At 64.1% G+C, this 16899-nt stretch carries 11 protein-coding genes; 4 read left to right on the top strand and 7 right to left on the bottom strand.

Features of this window, described 5'->3' with window-relative positions:
* Positions 1–33: 33 nt before the first annotated feature.
* On the bottom strand, positions 34–3384 hold the full coding sequence (locus tag ACSVIE_RS09375) for an Rne/Rng family ribonuclease (RefSeq protein ID WP_442423643.1): 3351 nt from the start codon (positions 3382–3384) through the stop codon (positions 34–36).
* 471 nt (positions 3385–3855) lie between these two features.
* Here ACSVIE_RS09375 and ACSVIE_RS09370 point away from each other — a divergent pair, with 471 nt between their 5' ends.
* A complete protein-coding gene (locus tag ACSVIE_RS09370) occupies positions 3856–4527 on the top strand; it encodes a vitamin K epoxide reductase family protein (RefSeq protein ID WP_442423642.1) in 672 nt (223 codons plus the stop codon).
* 85 nt (positions 4528–4612) lie between these two features.
* Here the strand turns inward: ACSVIE_RS09370 and ndk are convergent, their stop codons facing one another.
* Genes ndk through ileS form a run of 4 tightly spaced genes read right to left on the bottom strand, consistent with a single transcriptional unit; the run spans position 4613 to position 10181 of the window.
* A complete protein-coding gene (ndk, locus tag ACSVIE_RS09365) occupies positions 4613–5032 on the bottom strand; it encodes a nucleoside-diphosphate kinase (protein ID WP_426002934.1) in 420 nt (139 codons plus the stop codon).
* Between the two features lie 41 nt (positions 5033–5073).
* Positions 5074–5526 (bottom strand): DUF4233 domain-containing protein, encoded by a 453-nt coding sequence (locus ACSVIE_RS09360; protein WP_442423641.1) that lies wholly within the window; start codon positions 5524–5526, stop codon positions 5074–5076.
* 2 nt (positions 5527–5528) lie between these two features.
* Positions 5529–6890 carry a bifunctional folylpolyglutamate synthase/dihydrofolate synthase gene (locus tag ACSVIE_RS09355; RefSeq protein ID WP_442423640.1) on the bottom strand — a complete coding sequence of 454 codons (1362 nt, stop codon included), beginning with the start codon at positions 6888–6890 and terminating at the stop codon, positions 5529–5531.
* 3 nt (positions 6891–6893) lie between these two features.
* Positions 6894–10181 (bottom strand): isoleucine--tRNA ligase, encoded by a 3288-nt coding sequence (ileS, locus tag ACSVIE_RS09350; protein ID WP_442423639.1) that lies wholly within the window; start codon positions 10179–10181, stop codon positions 6894–6896.
* A gap of 324 nt (positions 10182–10505) precedes the next feature.
* Between ileS and ACSVIE_RS09345 the strand changes: the two genes are divergently transcribed.
* Positions 10506–11552, top strand: a complete 1047-nt coding sequence (locus ACSVIE_RS09345) for an endonuclease/exonuclease/phosphatase family protein (protein ID WP_442423638.1) — start codon at positions 10506–10508, stop codon at positions 11550–11552.
* Positions 11553–11577: 25 nt separating this feature from the next.
* Here ACSVIE_RS09345 and ACSVIE_RS09340 read toward each other — a convergent pair whose 3' ends face one another.
* Complete coding sequence (locus ACSVIE_RS09340) at positions 11578–12345, bottom strand: SDR family oxidoreductase (protein WP_426002943.1); 768 nt, start codon at positions 12343–12345, stop codon at positions 11578–11580.
* 73 nt (positions 12346–12418) lie between these two features.
* On the opposite strand from ACSVIE_RS09340, the gene valS reads away from it, so the two are divergent.
* Both valS and ACSVIE_RS09330 read left to right on the top strand, forming a co-directional pair.
* Positions 12419–15040, top strand: coding sequence for a valine--tRNA ligase (gene valS / locus ACSVIE_RS09335; protein ID WP_426002945.1), 2622 nt, complete (start codon positions 12419–12421; stop codon positions 15038–15040).
* A 331-nt stretch (positions 15041–15371) separates the two neighbouring features.
* On the top strand, positions 15372–16247 hold the full coding sequence (locus tag ACSVIE_RS09330; RefSeq protein WP_426002946.1) for an Fpg/Nei family DNA glycosylase: 876 nt from the start codon (positions 15372–15374) through the stop codon (positions 16245–16247).
* A 3-nt stretch (positions 16248–16250) separates the two neighbouring features.
* Here the strand turns inward: ACSVIE_RS09330 and ACSVIE_RS09325 are convergent, their stop codons facing one another.
* Entirely contained in the window at positions 16251–16880 is a 630-nt protein-coding gene (locus ACSVIE_RS09325) for a mycothiol-dependent nitroreductase Rv2466c family protein (RefSeq protein ID WP_426002948.1), read from the bottom strand.
* Between the last annotated feature and the right edge of the window lie 19 nt (positions 16881–16899).

Below are 16899 nucleotides of genomic sequence, written 5' to 3'. Positions count from 1 at the left end.
TATCGGGTTGGAGCGCCAATCAGCGCCGAAGAGCTACAGCTCGGAGGCCGGGACACCGACACCGAGGATGATGGGCTCTTCGCCTGCGGGCTTTTCGGCAGGTTTTGCCGGGGCCTTGGCTTCATGCGAGGAACCACCGCCCGCCGAAGTACCCGTCTCATGGTGCTCGATGTTGGTCTCGTTGGCAGCACCCTGGGCCCTGCTTGCGCTGCGGTTCCGGCGTCCGCGGCGGCCGCGGGCCCGTGCCCCGGCCTCCGCCACGGCATGTCCGGCATCCGAAGCCTGGCCGGTTGCCACTGCGTCCGTGGCCTCGGCGGAACCGCCACCGGAAGCGGATGCCTGGGGTTCGGGCTCAGGAGCGGCGCCCAGGTGCGAGAACGCTTCCGCCAACAGATCCAGGCTCATGGTCGGCTTGGCCGGCTGCGGTTCCTCTTGGTGTTCAACGAACGGCAGTGCAACTTCCTCGCCGCCGAACCGCAGGACAGGCGCGGTCCGGCCTTCCTTGGACGCAGTGGCCGATTCCCTGGCGGACGAATCCTCCGTGGGAGCCTGCCCGGCAGGTGCTTCCTTGGCTTCAGCTGCATCTCCGGCCTGCGCCGCTGCGCGGGCCGCTTCCTCGGCACGGTGGACCTCGTCGTCGTGCAGGTGTGCGGCATGGGCGGCGGCAGCGATCGTGGCCAGGGCGGCGCGGGTCGCCTCGGCCTTGGCCTGGCGAACCGGGTCCATGGCTTCGGTGGCGGCGGCTGGTGCCGGCGCTGCCGGGGACGGGGCGTGGGCAACGGACGCTTCACCGTTCCCCTGTCCACCACCCTTGCCACGGCGGCGCTTGCGCTCCGTGCGGGGCGCCGGCTGCTGCGGCTCGGAGTGGGGGCGGTGCTGCTCGACGGCAACCGCATTGGCTCGGCGGTGCTCCACGGGTTCGTCATGCGTGACAACACCGCGTCCGGCGCAGTGTTCACACTGCTCGCCGAAGACTTCAAGCAGTCCGGTACCCATGCGCTTGCGCGTCATCTGGACCAGGCCCAGCGATGTCACTTCAGCTACCTGATGCTTGGTCCGGTCGCGGCCAAGGCACTCCACCAGGCGACGTAGCACGAGGTCGCGGTTGGATTCGAGGACCATGTCGATGAAGTCGATGACGATGATGCCACCAATGTCCCGCAGGCGAAGCTGGCGGACGACTTCCTCAGCGGCCTCGAGGTTGTTCTTGGTGACGGTCTCCTCAAGGTTTCCACCGCTGCCGGTGAACTTGCCGGTATTGACGTCAACCACGGTCATGGCTTCCGTCCGGTCAATCACCAGCGAGCCGCCGGAGGGCAGGAAGACCTTGCGTTCCAGGGCCTTGTGGATCTGCTCGTCAATGCGCCACGCGGCGAAGATGTCCTGGTCCTTGCTCCACTTTTCCAGGCGGCCCACCAGGTCCGGGGCCACGTAGGTCACGTAAGCCTCGATGGTGTCCCACGCGTCGTCGCCGGAGACGATCAGCTTGGAGAAGTCCTCGTTGAAGACGTCGCGGACCACCTTGATGGTGAGGTCAGGTTCGCCGTACAGCAGCTCGGGTGCCAGGACCTTGGTGGACGATGCTTGTCCTTCGATGCCTTCCCACTGTGCCCGCAGCCGGTTGATGTCGTGGGTCAGCTCTTCCTCGGACGCACCCTCGGCGGCCGTGCGCACAATGACGCCTGCGTTCTCCGGCAAGCGGTCCTTGAGGATCCGCTTGAGGCGGTTGCGTTCGACGTCGGGCAGCTTGCGGGAGATACCGGTCATGGAACCACCGGGGACGTACACCAGGTAACGTCCGGGCAGGGATATCTGGCTGGTCAGCCGGGCGCCCTTGTGGCCCACGGGATCCTTGGTGACCTGCACGAGTACCGAGTCGCCGGACTTGAGCGCGTTCTCGATCCTGCGCGGCTGGCCTTCGAGGTTGACGGCGTCCCAGTTGACCTCACCGGCGTACAGGACTGCGTTGCGTCCCCGCCCAATGTCCACGAACGCCGCTTCCATGGACGGCAGGACGTTCTGGACCTTGCCCAGGTAGACGTTGCCGATCAGCGAATCCTGCTGGGTCTTGGAGACAAAGTGCTCGGCCAGCACGCCGTCCTCCAGGACGCCGATCTGGATTCTGTCATCGCGCTGGCGCACGATCATCTGGCGGTCCACGGATTCACGGCGCGCCAGGAACTCCGCCTCGGTAATCACCTGACGGCGGCGGCCTGTCTCCCGCGATTCGCGGCGGCGCTGTTTCTTGGCTTCAAGCCGCGTGGAACCCTTGACGCTGGCCACACGGTTGGAACTGGTGGACTCCGACAGGGCGCGGGGAGCGCGCACCCGGGTCACGGTGTTGGGCGGATCGTCGTCCGAACCACCAGTCAGTTCAAGGTCCTGGTCCCCACGACGCCGGCGTCGACGGCGGCGTGAGGTTACCCCCTCTTCAGGGGCCTCGGCGGCCTGGGTTTCGTCGTTATCGCCCGCGGTGTCCTCGGCGTCGTTGTCTTCACGCTCGGTGCCACGGCGTCCGCGGCGGCCACGGCTCCGGCGACGGCGCCGGCCACCCGCTTCCTCCAGTTCCCCGTCGCCTGTACCGTCGGAGTCTTCGCCCTCTGCTTCGTCGGCCGCCTCCGCAGCGGGACGCGACACGGTGCTGAGGTCCGGTGCCTGGAAAATCATGGAGGTGATGGAAACCGGCTCCAGGAACAGCGCTGAGGAGCCCGGCGCGGCGGCTTCCTCCTCGGTTCCGTCCTCAGCCGTCTCCGGCTTAGCCTTCTCCACCTCAGCCTTCTCCACCTCGGCCGTCCCGGCCTCGACCGATCCGGCCGGAGCATCTGAGCCGGCTGCGGCAACTGCACCTTCAGGCTGTGAGGCCGGGACCGGCGTCGTGGATTCCACCGCTGCTTCAGCGGCCGGCGGCTCAGCAGCCTCCGCAGCTTCCACGGTCACGGGCTTCGCGGTACGACGACGGCGGACCGGCTTTTCGGGGGCCGGTTCGGCAACGGCTTCGGGAAGGGGTTCAGCCACGGCGTCAGTTTGCGGCTCTCCGGCGGCGGCAGGTGACTCTGCGGCGGCGTGGTCAAATCCGGGCAGGGGCTCGGCAGGCTCTGCCTTCTTGCGTGCCCTGCTGCGGCGGGCGGGGGTCTTGGCCGGCACTTCTTCCGGCTGTGTGGGGACGTCGGCGCCGGCCGCAGCACCGTCCACTTCAGCGTCGGCCGCGGCGCTGTCTAATTCAGCAACGGCCGCGGCGCTGTCTTCTGCGGCGGGCACGGCAGTTTTGGCTGCGGCCTTCCGTGGCGTCCGGGTGGTTCTGGCCCGGGTGGTCTTCTTGGGCGCTTCCGCAGTCTCCGCGGCAGCGGCCTCATCATTAACGGCTACAACCTGGTCATTATCCATATGTGGCAACACTCCTGCCCCAGCGACGCCGCCACATCCGGCGCCCAGTGGGGCATTTATTGTCAAAACCCTCAGGCGTTGACAGAAGTCGTCAGTGTTCCTTCCGGTTCGCACCATCCTTGGGGTGCGGCAGCCCGGGAAGGCCAGTGGCTTGGTTCTGGAACCCGTTGTTCTGCTGCCACAACCAGGTGCCGTCCATTGTCATGGCGGGCCTACCGAGGATCCTCTGATCCGGGGCATGCCCTGCTCATGCTGGCGGTCTTGGGAACAAGTCACCGGACCGGATTCCGAATGTGGATCGGCGTCCGGCCATGTTCATTCTCTCATACGCTTGCCATTTCGAGGGGAGGGAGCGTGTGTCGTACGGCAGGCGGAGAGTCTGGGCGCCACCTCCAGCCTCCGGAGTTACAATCCTCCCAAGAACCTTTCCCGGTGCAGCCGGGCCACCTGTCGAAAAGGATCACATCCGCGATGACAAGCACCGCCAGGGGAAACCGGGCCAACCCATCCACCATTTCCGGGGACGACGCCACTGTCGATCAGTCCCTGCTGCCGAAAATCCTGCGGGACAAGCCCTTCGCCTGGTTGCTCCTGGTCACGGGCATCATTGGCTGGTTGGCATCAGGTGCATTGGTGCTCGAAAAGCTGGAGGTCCTCAAGGACCCGAACCACGTGACCGTGTGCGATGTTAACCCGTGGGTTTCCTGCGGCACGGTCATGCAGACGCCCCAGAGTTCGGTCTTCGGGTTCCCCAACATGTTCATTGGGATCGTTGCATTCGCGGTCATCATCACCACGGCCATGGGCATCCTCGCCGGCGCCAAATACTCGCGCGGCTATTGGCTGGGCCTCCAGGCCGGCGTGACCCTTGGCTTCGTCTTTGTGGTCTGGCTGTGGTCGCAGGCCCTGTACGTCATCCACGTCCTCTGCCCCTTCTGCATGGTGGTGTGGGCGGCCATGATCCCCATGTTCGTGTTCGTGACCATCCGGAACATCACCCACGGGGTCATCAAGGCTCCACCAGCGCTGACCAGGCTGCTGGCCGGTTCCGGCTGGGCGATCGTGGCACTGCTGTACGTAGCGGTCATCGCGACTATCTTCTTCGCCTTCATCCACGTCTTTGCCGGGACGTCGGGCTACTAGCACTTCCACAGACACCGCGAGATGACAGTTAAGGCCAATGTTCGTGATGAACATTGGCCTTAACTGTCATTTCGGTGAAGGTGCGCTATGCGGCGAACCAGATCTTGATCTCACGCTCGGCGGAGTCAACAGAATCCGAGCCGTGAACAAGGTTCTGCTGCACTGCCAGGCCCCAGTCCCGGCCAAAGTCACCACGGATCGTTCCGGGTGCTGCCGTGGTGGGATCGGTGGTTCCTGCGAGCGAACGGAAGCCCTCGATCACGCGGTGGCCTTCGAAGACAGCAGCGATGACCGGGCCGCTGAGCATGAATTCAACCAGCGGCTCGTAAAACGGCTTGCCGACATGTTCCTCGTAGTGCTGTTCCAGCAGTTCGCGCGTCGCGTTGACCTTCTTCAGTTCGGACAGGGTGTAGCCCTTGGCTTCGATCCTGGCGAGGATGCTGCCGCTGAGGTTGCGGGCGACGCCGTCGGGCTTGATCAGGACAAGGGTCCGTTCAATGCTCACAGTTGCTCCAATGGGGTTGCTTTGTGGGTTTCCCAGCCAGTTTACGGGGTCTGGGAGCCTGCCTCGTCACCGTGGGCTGCGTCCCATTCGGCCTGCTCGCGGTCGCGCTGGGCTAATTCACGGTCGATCCGCATGCCGGTCCGGATTCCGTACCACCAACAGACCGCGAACAGGATGCCGACAATGAACATGGTGGGCTCTGCCAGGCCGGTAAGGATCAGCACTACCTGGAGCGCCCAGCCAAGCCCGATGCCCCACGGTTTGGAGAGCACTGCGCAGGTCAGGACCAGCACAATGCTCAGGGCGATCCCAACACTAAGGATGATGGCTGGCGGAACCTCTCCCCGCTTCAGGCCGAAGACCACCAGCGTGCCGAAGAAGGCCACAAATGCCTCCAACAGGAGGACGGTGGATCCAAACATCACTTTGGTGGACCGACGCTTTTTTGGCATCCCTGGACGCCACTCGCGCTGGGCCTTGGTGAGTCTTGCCATGCTCAGGCACCGGCCTTTCCAAGGAGGATGCGGGCCTCTGCCACCAAGGTGATGGAACCCGTCACGAGGACGCCGCCAGCGAGGTCGTCATTGGATTCGGACCTCTCCACGGCCCATTCGAGGGCGTCGTCGAGCTTCTCGGCAATGTGGACGTTCTCCTCGCCAAAACCCAGATCGACCGCGAGTTCGGCCAGTTCCGCCGCAGGAATGGCACGGGGAGAGTTGGACTGGGTGAAGCAGAACTCCTCGGCAAGGTCCCCAAGCTGTTCCTTGAGGGTCTTGAGGATCTCTTCGGCGTCCTTCTCCTGCAGGACTCCAACCACCACCACCAGCTTGCTGAAGCTGAAGGCCTCGTGGATCGCTTCCGCGGAGACCCGGATACCGTCCGGGTTGTGCGCGGCGTCCACCACAATGGTGGGGGCTGTACGAACTACCTCCAAGCGGCCCGGGGAGGTGACGTTGCCGAATGCCTCCCGCAGCACGTCAACATCCAGCTCCTTCTCTCCCCCGCCGAAGAACGCTTCCAGCGCTGCAACGGCCACGGACGCGTTCTCGGCCTGGTGGGCACCATGCAAGGGCAGCAGGAGGTCTTCGTAGCGTCCGGCCAGTCCCTGGATGGTCACCACCTGTCCCCCCACGGCGACGCTTCGCGACTCAACGCCGAACTCCACGCCCTCGAAGCGGAACGGGACATCCACCTCGCGGGCTTTGTCCAACAGGACCTGTGCCGCATCCACGGGCTGGGCGGCGCTGACCAGGAATCCGCCGGGCTTGATGATGCCGGCTTTCTCGTAGGCGATGTCCTCGGTGGTGTCGCCCAGGAGGTCCGTGTGGTCCAAGGAGATCGGGGTGATCACCGATACTTGGCCATCGCCCACGTTGGTGGCGTCGGTAATGCCGCCAAGACCCACCTCGAATACTGCAACATCAACCGGCTCATCGGCGAAGATCGCGAAGCCGAGGATGGTGACGCACTCAAAGTAGGTCAGGCGCGGCTGGCCATCGGCGACGAGTTCGTTGTCCACGATCTCCAGGTAGGGCCGGATCTCGTCCCAAATCCGGACGAAGGTCTCATCCGATACGGGTTCGCCGTTGATGCTGATCCGTTCGGTGACCTTGGACAGGTGCGGGCTGGTGTAGCGGCCAGTGCTGAGTCCGTGGGCACGCAGCCCGGCCTCGATCATCCGGGCCGTGGATGTCTTGCCGTTGGTTCCAGTGATGTGGATGATCGGGAAGGCCTTGTTGGGCTCGCCAAGGACATCCATGGCACGGAACAGCGGAGCAAGGCGCGGTTCCATCTTGTTCTCCGGTGCCCTGCCGAGGAGTTCGGCATAAACGCTTTCGACCGAGAATTCATCAGTCATGGATCAGGCCCCTGCCTTCGCTACGGTGATCTGCGGTTCGTCGGCGCTGGACAGCAGCACCTCGAGTTCCAGGGTCAAGGTTTCGGTCTTGACGAGGTCCGCGTTGGCCTTGAGGGCGTCTGCAACGTCCTGCTGTGCCTCTACCGTGGTGGTGATCCGGTCGCTCACGTTCAATCCTGCGTCCTTGCGTGCCTGCTGGATGGCACGGACCATGTCACGGGCCAGGCCTTCGGCGGCAAGCTCAGGCGTGACTTCGGTGTTGAGGACCACGAATCCGCCACCTGGCAGTACGGCAGCCGCGGCAGCTCCGCCGTCGGGCGTTTCGGCCACGACCGTCTCCAGCGTGTACTCCTGCGGCTCAAGTTCCAGGCCGCCGGCCACCACCACACCGGCGTCATTGATGGACCAGTCGCCGGATTTGGAGCCCTTGATGGCTTGCTGGACGTTCTTGCCCAAGCGCGGCCCGGCGGCGCGGGCGTTGACCACCAGCTTCTGCTGGATGCCGAACTCTTCCGGAGAGGCTGAAGCAGCATCCAGCAACCGGACGGAACGCAGGTTGAGTTCATCCGCGACGACGGCGGCGAACCCTTCCAGCGCATCCGCGCCAGGAGCCACCACAGCCAGTTCCTGCAGGGGCAGGCGCACCCGCAGATTCGCTGCCTTGCGCAGGCTGGAACCGGTGGAACAGATTTGCTGGACGCGGTCCATGGCTTCCACGAGTTCCGGGTTGGCCGGGAACAGCGAGGCCTCCGGCCAATCGGCCAGATGTACCGAACGGCCGCCGGTCAAGCCACGCCAGATCTCCTCGCTAACCAGCGGCAGCAAGGATGCGGACACCCGGCACACGGCCTCCAATGCCGTGTACAGGGCATCGAAAGCGTCCACGTTCTCGTCGAAGAAGCGCTGGCGGCTGCGGCGGACGTACCAGTTGGTCAGCATGTCCAGGTAGCTGCGCAGCTCATCGCAGGCACCTGAGATGTCGTAGGTGTCCAGGCTCTCCGTGACCTTGCGGACCAGGTCGCCCGTGTTGGCCATGAGGTACTGGTCCATGGTGTCGACGTAGCCGTCATAGCGCAGCTTCGCGTCATAACCGGCACCACCGTTGGCAGCGTTCGTGTACAGCGTGAAGAAGCTGTACACGTTCCACAGAGGAAGGATGACCTGGCGGACGCCGTCCCGGATGCCCTGCTCGGTGACGATCAGGTTGCCACCGCGCAGGATGGGGCTGGACATGAGGAACCAGCGCATGGCGTCGGAGCCGTCGCGGTCCAGGACCTCGGAGACGTCCGGGTAGTTGCGCAGGCTCTTGGACATCTTCTGCCCGTCCGAACCCAGCACGATGCCGTGGCTGATCACATTGCGGAACGCGGGACGGTCGAACAGCGCCGTGGACAGGATGTGGAGCATGTAGAACCAGCCACGGGTCTGGCCGATGTACTCCACGATGAAGTCGGCGGGGTTGTGGGTGTCGAACCACTCCTCGTTCCGGAAGGGGTAGTGCACCTGGCCGTAGGGCATCGACCCGGAGTCGAACCAGACATCCAGGACATCTTCCACACGGCGCATGGTGGATTTGCCCGTGGGATCGTCCGGGTTGGGGCGGGTCAGTTCATCGATGAACGGGCGGTGCAGGTCGACTTGGCCTTCCTTGTTGACAGGAAGGCGGCCGAAATCGGCCTCAAGGTCGGCCAGGGACCCGTAGACGTCCGTCCGGGGGTACTCGGGATCGTCGGACTGCCACACGGGGATGGGCGAACCCCAGTAGCGGTTGCGGCTGATGGACCAGTCACGGGCGTTCTCGAGCCACTTGCCGAACTGGCCGTCCTTGACGTTGCCCGGGATCCAGTTGATCTCCTGGTTCAACTCGGACATACGGTCCTTGAACTTGGTGACCTCCACGTACCAGGAGGACACGGCGCGGTAGATCAGCGGGTTCCGGCAACGCCAGCAGTGCGGGTAGCTGTGCTCATAGCTGGCCTGGCGGACCAGTCGGCCATCGGCGCGCAGGACCTGGGTGATGGGCTTGTTGGCTTCAAAGACCTGGAGCCCAACAATGCCGGCGAGTTCTCCGTGTGCAAACAGGGGCAGGAACTTGGCGCCTTCGTCCACGGACAGAACCACCGGGATGCCGGCTTCTTCACAGACCTTCTGGTCATCCTCACCGTAGGCCGGGGCCTGGTGCACGATTCCCGTACCGTCTGTGGTGGTGACGTACTCCGCCACGAGGATGCGCCAGGCGTTCTGCGTGCCGTACTTCTCGGTGTCGGCGAAGTCGTTCCACAGCGGTTCGTATTCGAGGCCCTCCAACTGGGAGCCCGTGTACGTTGCGGTGACGGCGGCCGTTGCGGCAGCGGCGTCGTCGTAACCGAGATCCTTCGCGTAGGCACCAAGGAGGTCAGTTGCCAGGAGGAAGCTCCCCGTTACCGGAGCTTCAGGAGAGGCGGCCTTGACGCCGTTGGGTCCAGCCGGCAGGACGGCGTAACTGATGTCAGGCCCGACGGCGAGCGCCAGGTTGGTGGGAAGCGTCCAGGGGGTGGTGGTCCAGGCGAGCGCCTGGACACCTGCAAGCGCCTTGGAAACCTCGGACTCCCCTGCCTTGATGGGGAAAGTGACCGTGACGGTCTGGTCCTGGCGGTTCTTGTAGACGTCGTCGTCCATGCGCAGCTCGTGGTTGGAGAGCGGCGTCTCGTCCTTCCAGCAATACGGGAGGACCCGGTAACCGTTGTAGGTCAGGCCTTTTTCGTGCAGCTGCTTGAAGGCCCAGAGCACGGACTCCATATATTCGACGTTGAGCGTCTTGTAGTCGTTGTCGAAGTCCACCCAGCGGGCCTGGCGGGTGACGTAGGCCTTCCATTCGTTGGCGTACTTCATGACCGAGGCACGGCAGGCGTCGTTGAATTTGTCGATGCCCATGGCTTCGATCTGGGTTTTGTCCGTCATGCCCAGCTGCTTCATGGCTTCGAGCTCTGCGGGGAGGCCGTGCGTGTCCCAGCCGAAGCGGCGCTCCACTCGCTTGCCGCGCTGGGTCTGGTAGCGGCCCACCAGGTCCTTGGCGTAGCCGGTGAGGAGGTGACCGTAGTGCGGAAGGCCGTTGGCAAAGGGAGGACCGTCGTAGAAGACGAACTCATTGCTGCCGTCTTGTCCAGCCTCGCGCTGGTCGATGCTTGCCTGGAAGGTTCCGTCTTCATCCCAGTACTTGAGGATGCGCTCTTCGATTTCCGGGAACTTCACGGAAGCGGACACGCCCTGCGTGCCGGAAGGCGATGCTGAGGCCTTGGGGTAGTGGGTCATCTCGAATCCTGGTGATAGCTGGTTGACTGTCAGGATGCGAGGACGGCTCCCATGCTGCTTTTCAACAACGCAGGTACCGCGGTACCACCTCACTTACCGGAATTGATTTCCCGGCCGCTCATTACTGCTGTGACGGGCTTACCCGTCCGGTTCTACTTGGCTCTGATTACTGCTGGGCTCTCAGTGCCGTTCTTCCGGAAGCTCGCCGGTGATGGCCGGGTCAAAGCTGCTCTCCCCAGTCTAGCGGCTGATCAGCGCACCCTTCCACCCGGATCATCCCGCAGGTGGACAGGTCGGCCCGGCATGGCTGCATAGACTCGACGCATGAGTGAACCTGCCGCCACCCTCCCGGTTGTCCATCGTGGCCGGCGCCCGGCATCCCTCGCCTGGTCCGTGTTTGCCGCCGTTGTCGCTCTCCCTGTCGCCGGTGTGTCGTTGTTCCGCGCGGTACCGGCGGAATGGCCGCTGCCGGTAATCCAACTGTTGTCCTTTACGCCCTGGCTGGCGGTCCCGGCCGGCCTGGCATTGGTGCTGGCCCTTGCGGGCCGTCGTACCTGGGTAGTGATGACGACGGCGGTTTTGCTCGCCGCCCAGCTCTTCTGGCTCTTTCCGTTTGACATGGGCCGGCCCGTTCCCCCTCAGGCCGGTGCCCCGGCGCCGGTCAGTTTGACGGTGATGACCATCAATTCGGAATTCGGCCAAGCCGATGCCGGGGCGATCGCGCAGCTGGTTCGCGACAAGCATGTGGATGTCCTCACGGTGCAGGAACATACCCAGGCGTTGGAAGACCGCCTGGATGCGGCACGCCTGCGGGAAGTTCTTCCCCACCTCTTGAGCAGCCCGACCGATGATGCTTCCGGCAGTGCCGTGTATTCACGGTTCCCGCTGGAGGCCGTGGGCCAGCTTCCGGACACACCGTTCCAGATGCCGGTGGTGCGGGTCACGGCAGTGTCCGGGGAGGCCACGGCTGTGGTGACGATGACCAGCGTCCACACCCTGCCGCCTGTTGATGAACGCATCGGCCAGTGGCGGAGCGACCTCATGGCCCTGTCCCGGCAGGCATCACGCCCTGGGCGCCAGGTGCTCCTGGGCGACTTCAACGCCACGTACGACCACCTGGAATTCCGGCAGTTCCTGGACGGACCCCTGCAGGAGAAGGGCGCAGACGGCTCAAGGCTGGTGGATATCGGCATGGCATCCGGCGGTCGGTTCGCGCCCACGTGGCCGATGGAGAACCTGGCGCTGCCGGGCATCGTCATTGACCACGTGGTGACCTCATCCGACATCCGGCACAGCGGTTACTCGGTCCACCGGGTCCCGGGCACGGACCACGCAGCCGTGCTGGCCGCGCTGGAGGTTCCGGCGTCCTGACCTTTCCTCCAGGGCGGCCCCACCGTCACCCTTCCTTGCGGATGAGCTTATGGTTTGCTGCCTGAGCGACGGGCCGGACGGTGATGTGGTCCAGGTTGATGTGGTGTGGCAGGGAGACGGCGTAGCCCACGACGTCGGCGACGTCCGCGGCCGTCAACGGCTTTTCCACTCCGGCGTAGACCTTGGCAGCCGCTTCCTGGTCACCGAGCCGGTTGAGGGCGAATTCCTGTGTGTGGACCAGGCCGGGCGCTACCTCGATGACGCGCAGGTTGTTGCCGACTTCCTCCAACCGGAGGGCATTTGTCATGGCATGCTGGGCGAATTTCGCGGCGTTGTAGCCGGCTCCGCCTTCATACGCCGCCAGGCCTGCGGTCGACGTCAGGTTCAGGACGGTACCTTCCCCATGGGCCCGCAACATGGGCAGGAAGGCGCGGGTGATCTTCATGGTTCCCAGCACGTTGACCTGGTACATCCAGTCCCAGTCGTCCGTGTCGGCGTTGGCGATCGTATCGGCGCCGCGGGCGCCGCCGGCAATGTTGATGAGCGTATCGGCTCCCCCGGCCGCGGTGACGGCCCCCAGCAGGGCCGCGACGTCGTCGTCGTTGGTGATATCCGCCGGAAAAGCCGTGGCGCCGGTTTCCCCGGCGAGGGCTTCCAGCCGCTCCGCACGGCGGGCCACTGCGAAGACCTTCCAGCCACCCGCCGTCAAGGTCCGGACCGTTGCTTCGCCGATGCCGGTGCTTGCACCTGTCACGACCGCCGTTTTGTTCTGTGTTTGCGCTGCCAAAGTCATGGCACCAGCCTATCGACGGCCCGGGCTGCTGCCGAAGGCAGGCTGTAACGGCAGGCCATGAAACAATTGATCCATGGCTGAATCAACGCAGGGTACAGACACGCCCGCCACCGCCCCCATTAACGTTCCCGACAAGCCGGCCCTTGAAGGCCTTGAGGCTGCCCTGACGCAGCGCTGGCTGCAGGAAGGAACCTACAAGTTCAACCCGGACACCACCCGGGAGCAGGTCTACTCGATCGACACTCCCCCGCCGACTGCCTCCGGCTCGCTGCACGTGGGACACATGTTCTCCTTCACGCAGACCGACGTCCAGGCCCGTTACATGCGCATGACCGGCAAGAACGTCTTCTACCCCATGGGCTGGGACGATAACGGCCTGCCCACAGAGCGCCGGGTCCAGAACTACTACGGTGTGCGTTGCGATCCCGCCATCCCGTACAACGCCGACTACCGTCCGCCTGCACAGCCGGCCAAGAACCAGCGCGATTTCGACGTCGTTTCGCGCCAGAACTTCATCGAACTGTGCGAGGAACTCGCCGTTGAGGACGAAAAGGTCTTCGAGAACCTCTTCCAGACGCTCGGCCTGTCCGTGGACTGGAACCTGACGTACCGCACGATTGACGACACCTCCCGTGCGGTTTCCCAGCGTGCGTTCCTCGCCAACCTCGCTGCCGGCGACGCTTACATGGCAGAAGCCCCCACGCTCTGGGATGTCACGTTCCGCACCGCCGTGGCACAGGCTGAGCTTGAGGACCGCGAAGTTCCAGGCGCGTACTACCGCTACCCGTTCTTCACGGAAGACGGCCAGAAGCTCTTCATCGAAACCACCCGCCCCGAACTGCTGGCCGCTTGCGCCGCCCTGGTGGCAAACCCCGACGACGAGCGCTACCAGCCGTACTTCGGCAAGACCGTGAAATCGCCCCTGTTCGATGTCGAACTTGAGGTCAAGGCACACCCGTTGGCCAAGGCCGACAAGGGGTCCGGTATCGCCATGGTCTGTACCTTCGGCGACCTTACCGACGTCACCTGGTGGCGAGAACTGCAGTTGCCTACGCGTGCCATCATGGGCCGCGACGGCAGGATCATCGCCGAAACCCCGGAGTGGATCACCACCGAAGCCGGCAAGGAAGCCTACGCAGCCATCGCAGGCAAAACCGCCTTCTCCGCCAAGGAAGCCGTGGTGGAGTTGCTCACCGCGGCCGGCCTCTTGGATGGGGAGCCCAAGAAGATCACCCACCCGGTGAACTTCTTCGAAAAGGGTGACAAGCCCCTCGAGGTCGTGACATCGCGCCAGTGGTACATCCGCAACGGCGGCCGGGACGAAGACCGGCGTGAGCGGCTGATCGGACGTGGCCACGAAATCACCTTCCACCCGTCCTTCATGCGTTCCCGCTATGAGAACTGGATCGCTGGCCTGAACGGTGACTGGCTCGTCTCCCGCCAGCGCTTCTTCGGCGTCCCGATCCCTGTGTGGTATCCGTTGGATGCCCAGGGCAACCCGGACTACGACCACCCGATCCTGCCGTCCGACGAGATGCTTCCGGTGGACCCCGCCGCCGACGCCGCACCGGGCTTCGAGGAGTCACAGCGCGACCAGGCCAATGGCTTCACCGGTGATGCGGATGTCCTGGACACCTGGGCAACGTCCTCGCTGACCCCGCAGATTGTGGGCGGGTGGAGCCGCGACGAGGACCTGTTCGCCAAGGTCTTCCCGTTCGATCTCCGCCCCCAAGGCCACGACATCATCCGCACCTGGCTGTTCTCCTCCGCCGTCCGCGCCGACGCCCTGCAGAACAGTGCGCCCTGGAAGCACGCTGCCATCTCCGGTTGGATCCTCGACCCGGACCGTAAGAAGATGTCAAAGTCCAAGGGCAACGTGGTTGTCCCCACGGATGTCCTGAACGAGTACGGCTCGGACGCTGTACGGTACTGGGCAGCCTCGGCCAAGCTCGGAGCGGACACTGCCTACGAGATCGCGCAGATGAAGATCGGCCGGCGCCTGGCCATCAAGCTGCTCAATGCCTCCAAGTTCGTCCTGAACCTGGGTGCGACCGAGAACTCCGTGGTTTCACATGACCTCTCGGTGCTGACCAACCCGTTGGATCGTGCGCTCCTGGCCCAGCTCTCCGACGTCGTTGCCCAAGCCACCAAGGCGTTCGACAACTACGACTACGCCCGTGCGCTCCAGATCACCGAATCCTTCTTCTGGCAGTTCACGGACGACTACGTAGAGCTCATCAAGGACCGTGCCTACGGTGCCGCCGGAGAAGCCGAGCAGGCTTCGGTCCTTGCCGCCCTGGCCACGACCCTTGACTCCTTGCTGCGCTTGTTCGCACCGTTCCTGCCCTTCGCCACCGAAGAGGTCTGGAGCTGGTGGCGCGCCGGATCCGTCCACCGTGCAAAGTGGCCCTCCACTCTGGAAGTCGCAGACGGGGATACCACCATGCTGGGAACCGTGGGCATTGCCCTCAGCGGCATCCGCAAGGCCAAGTCCGAAGCGAAGGTGAAACAGCGCACCGAGGTCCTGTCAGCCACCATCACCGCCACGGAGGTCCTGGTTGCGCAGCTCAAGGCAGGTCTGTCCGACCTGAAGGCCGCCGCCAACGCCAAGGACATCACCCTGCTCTCCGGGGAAGGCGACCTGACCGTCAGCGATGTGGTCCTGGCTCCGGCAGAGGAGACACCCGCCTCCTAGCCGGCCCGGTTTTTGGGCAAAGGGGAAGCCCCATCAGCGTTTTGCCGTTGGTGGGGCTTCGACTTTTTCGGCTGTCCGGTGACGGCTTGACAGTCTGGCGGAATCCTTGGAATTTCAGGTCTTCCTACCTCGTCACTGGTAGCTTGCTGCCAACTTTGCCAAAGGCTGCGTTGACTGCATATCACTGAATCTTCGGTTTCCGTGTCCCTCTTCTTTCGAAGTGGGTAAGAACCATTGTTGTCCTGCCCGGAGCGTTCCACAAGGCCTCCGGGAAAACTACAATCCTGTAGTTTCCGGAGTCTTTTGGGCCAGCTTGTGGCAGAGTAATTCCATGCCGGAACTGCCCGAAGTGCACGGCCTGTGCACCTACTTGGACACGCAACTCAACGGAGCGGTGCTGACGAGTGTCCGTATTAACTCCATCGCCGCGCTCAAGACGGCAGATCCGCCCTACACCGCATTGGAGGGACGGACCATCAGTGGCGTGCGGCGCTACGGCAAATTCATCTGCGTCGATACTGACGGTGTGTTCTTCGTGTTCCATCTTGCCAAGGCAGGCTGGGTCCGGTACACCGAGCATCCGTCCTCTGCCGGCCTCCGCATGGGCAAAAGCAACATAGCAGCGCGTCTGCTGTTGCACCGCTCCAGTGACGACGCCCACCTGGGCCTGGACCTGACCGAAGCCGGAACCAAGAAGAGCCTGGCCATCTACGTGGTTCGGGATCCCCAGGACGTCCCCGGCATCGCGGGCCTGGGGCCGGAACCACTCAGCCCGGATTTCGACGTCGAGGCCCTCGCGGCGATCGTCGGGAACAGCCCGCAGCAGATCAAGGGGCTGCTGCGGAGCCAGGGCGTGATCGCCGGAATCGGCAACGCCTACAGCGACGAGATCCTGCATGCTGCCCGGATCTCACCCTTCGCCATCGCCAAATCACTGGACAGGGAAACCATTGAACATTTGTACGCCGCAATGCAGGAGATCCTGGTAGGCGCCGTGAATGCGGCTTCCGGTAAGCCTTCCAGCGAATTGAAGGACACCAAGCGGAGCAATTTCAGGGTTCACGCCAGGACGGGACAACCCTGCCCTGTGTGCGGTGACACTGTGAGGGAGGTGTCCTTTGCGGACACCTCCCTGCAATACTGTGCTACCTGCCAGACCGACGGAAAGATCCTGGCGGACAGACGGACGTCCCGTTTCCTGAAGTAGGGGTCAGTTGAATTCAGGGCTCTCGGTGCGGCTGCGCTTGAGTTCGAAGAAGTGCGGGTAGCCGGCCAACGCAACGCTGGCGTCCCAGATCCTGCCTGCATCCTCGCCGCGCGGGATACGGGTCAGCACGGGGCCAAAGAAGGCAGTGCCGTTGAATGCCACCACGGGCGTCCCCACATCCTGGCCGACCAGGGAAATGCCCGCCTCGTGGCTGGCACGCAACTGGGCATCATATTCTTCCGACTCGGCAAAGCGCGCCAGTTCCGCGGGAAGTCCCACCTCAGCCAGGGCCTTGCGGATGACCGACGGGCGGTCCTTGTTGCCCTCGTGGTGGATCTCCTCGCCCATGGCGTCATACAGCGGCTTGACGTACTGGCTGCCGTGCAACTCCTGGGCTGCGATGATGACGCGCACCGGCCCCCAGCTCTGGTCCATCAGGGCCCGGTACTCTTCCGGAAGGTCACGGCCCTCGTTAAGCACGGAGAGGCTCATCACGTGCCATTCCGTTTCGATGCCGCGCACTTGCTCCACCTCACCGATCCAGCGCGAGGTAATCCACGCGAACGGGCACGCGGGGTCGAACCAGAAATCGGCCTTGGTGACGGTCTGATCGGGCGTGTTCTGTTCAGGCACGGCAAAACTCCTCTGAAGG

The organism is Paenarthrobacter sp. NCHU4564 (assembly GCF_052156435.1).
Classification (GTDB): Bacteria; Actinomycetota; Actinomycetes; order Actinomycetales; family Micrococcaceae; genus Arthrobacter.
Note: the sequence above shows the minus strand (reverse complement) of the source record. Positions and strands in the feature narration are given on the sequence as shown.

Bases quoted from the DNA above. Each gene is read 5' to 3' on its own strand.
- ACSVIE_RS09340 (WP_426002943.1), bottom strand. From the start codon at position 12,345: ATGACTTTGGCAGCGCAAACACAGAACAAAACGGCGGTCGTGACAGGT.
- valS (WP_426002945.1), top strand. From the start codon at position 12,419: ATGGCTGAATCAACGCAGGGTACAGACACGCCCGCCACCGCCCCCATT.
- ACSVIE_RS09355 (WP_442423640.1), bottom strand. From the start codon at position 6,890: ATGACTGATGAATTCTCGGTCGAAAGCGTTTATGCCGAACTCCTCGGC.
- ileS (WP_442423639.1), bottom strand. From the start codon at position 10,181: ATGACCCACTACCCCAAGGCCTCAGCATCGCCTTCCGGCACGCAGGGC.
- ACSVIE_RS09360 (WP_442423641.1), bottom strand. From the start codon at position 5,526: ATGGCAAGACTCACCAAGGCCCAGCGCGAGTGGCGTCCAGGGATGCCA.
- ACSVIE_RS09345 (WP_442423638.1), top strand. From the start codon at position 10,506: ATGAGTGAACCTGCCGCCACCCTCCCGGTTGTCCATCGTGGCCGGCGC.
- ACSVIE_RS09330 (WP_426002946.1), top strand. From the start codon at position 15,372: ATGCCGGAACTGCCCGAAGTGCACGGCCTGTGCACCTACTTGGACACG.
- ACSVIE_RS09375 (WP_442423643.1), bottom strand. From the start codon at position 3,384: ATGGATAATGACCAGGTTGTAGCCGTTAATGATGAGGCCGCTGCCGCG.
- ACSVIE_RS09370 (WP_442423642.1), top strand. From the start codon at position 3,856: ATGACAAGCACCGCCAGGGGAAACCGGGCCAACCCATCCACCATTTCC.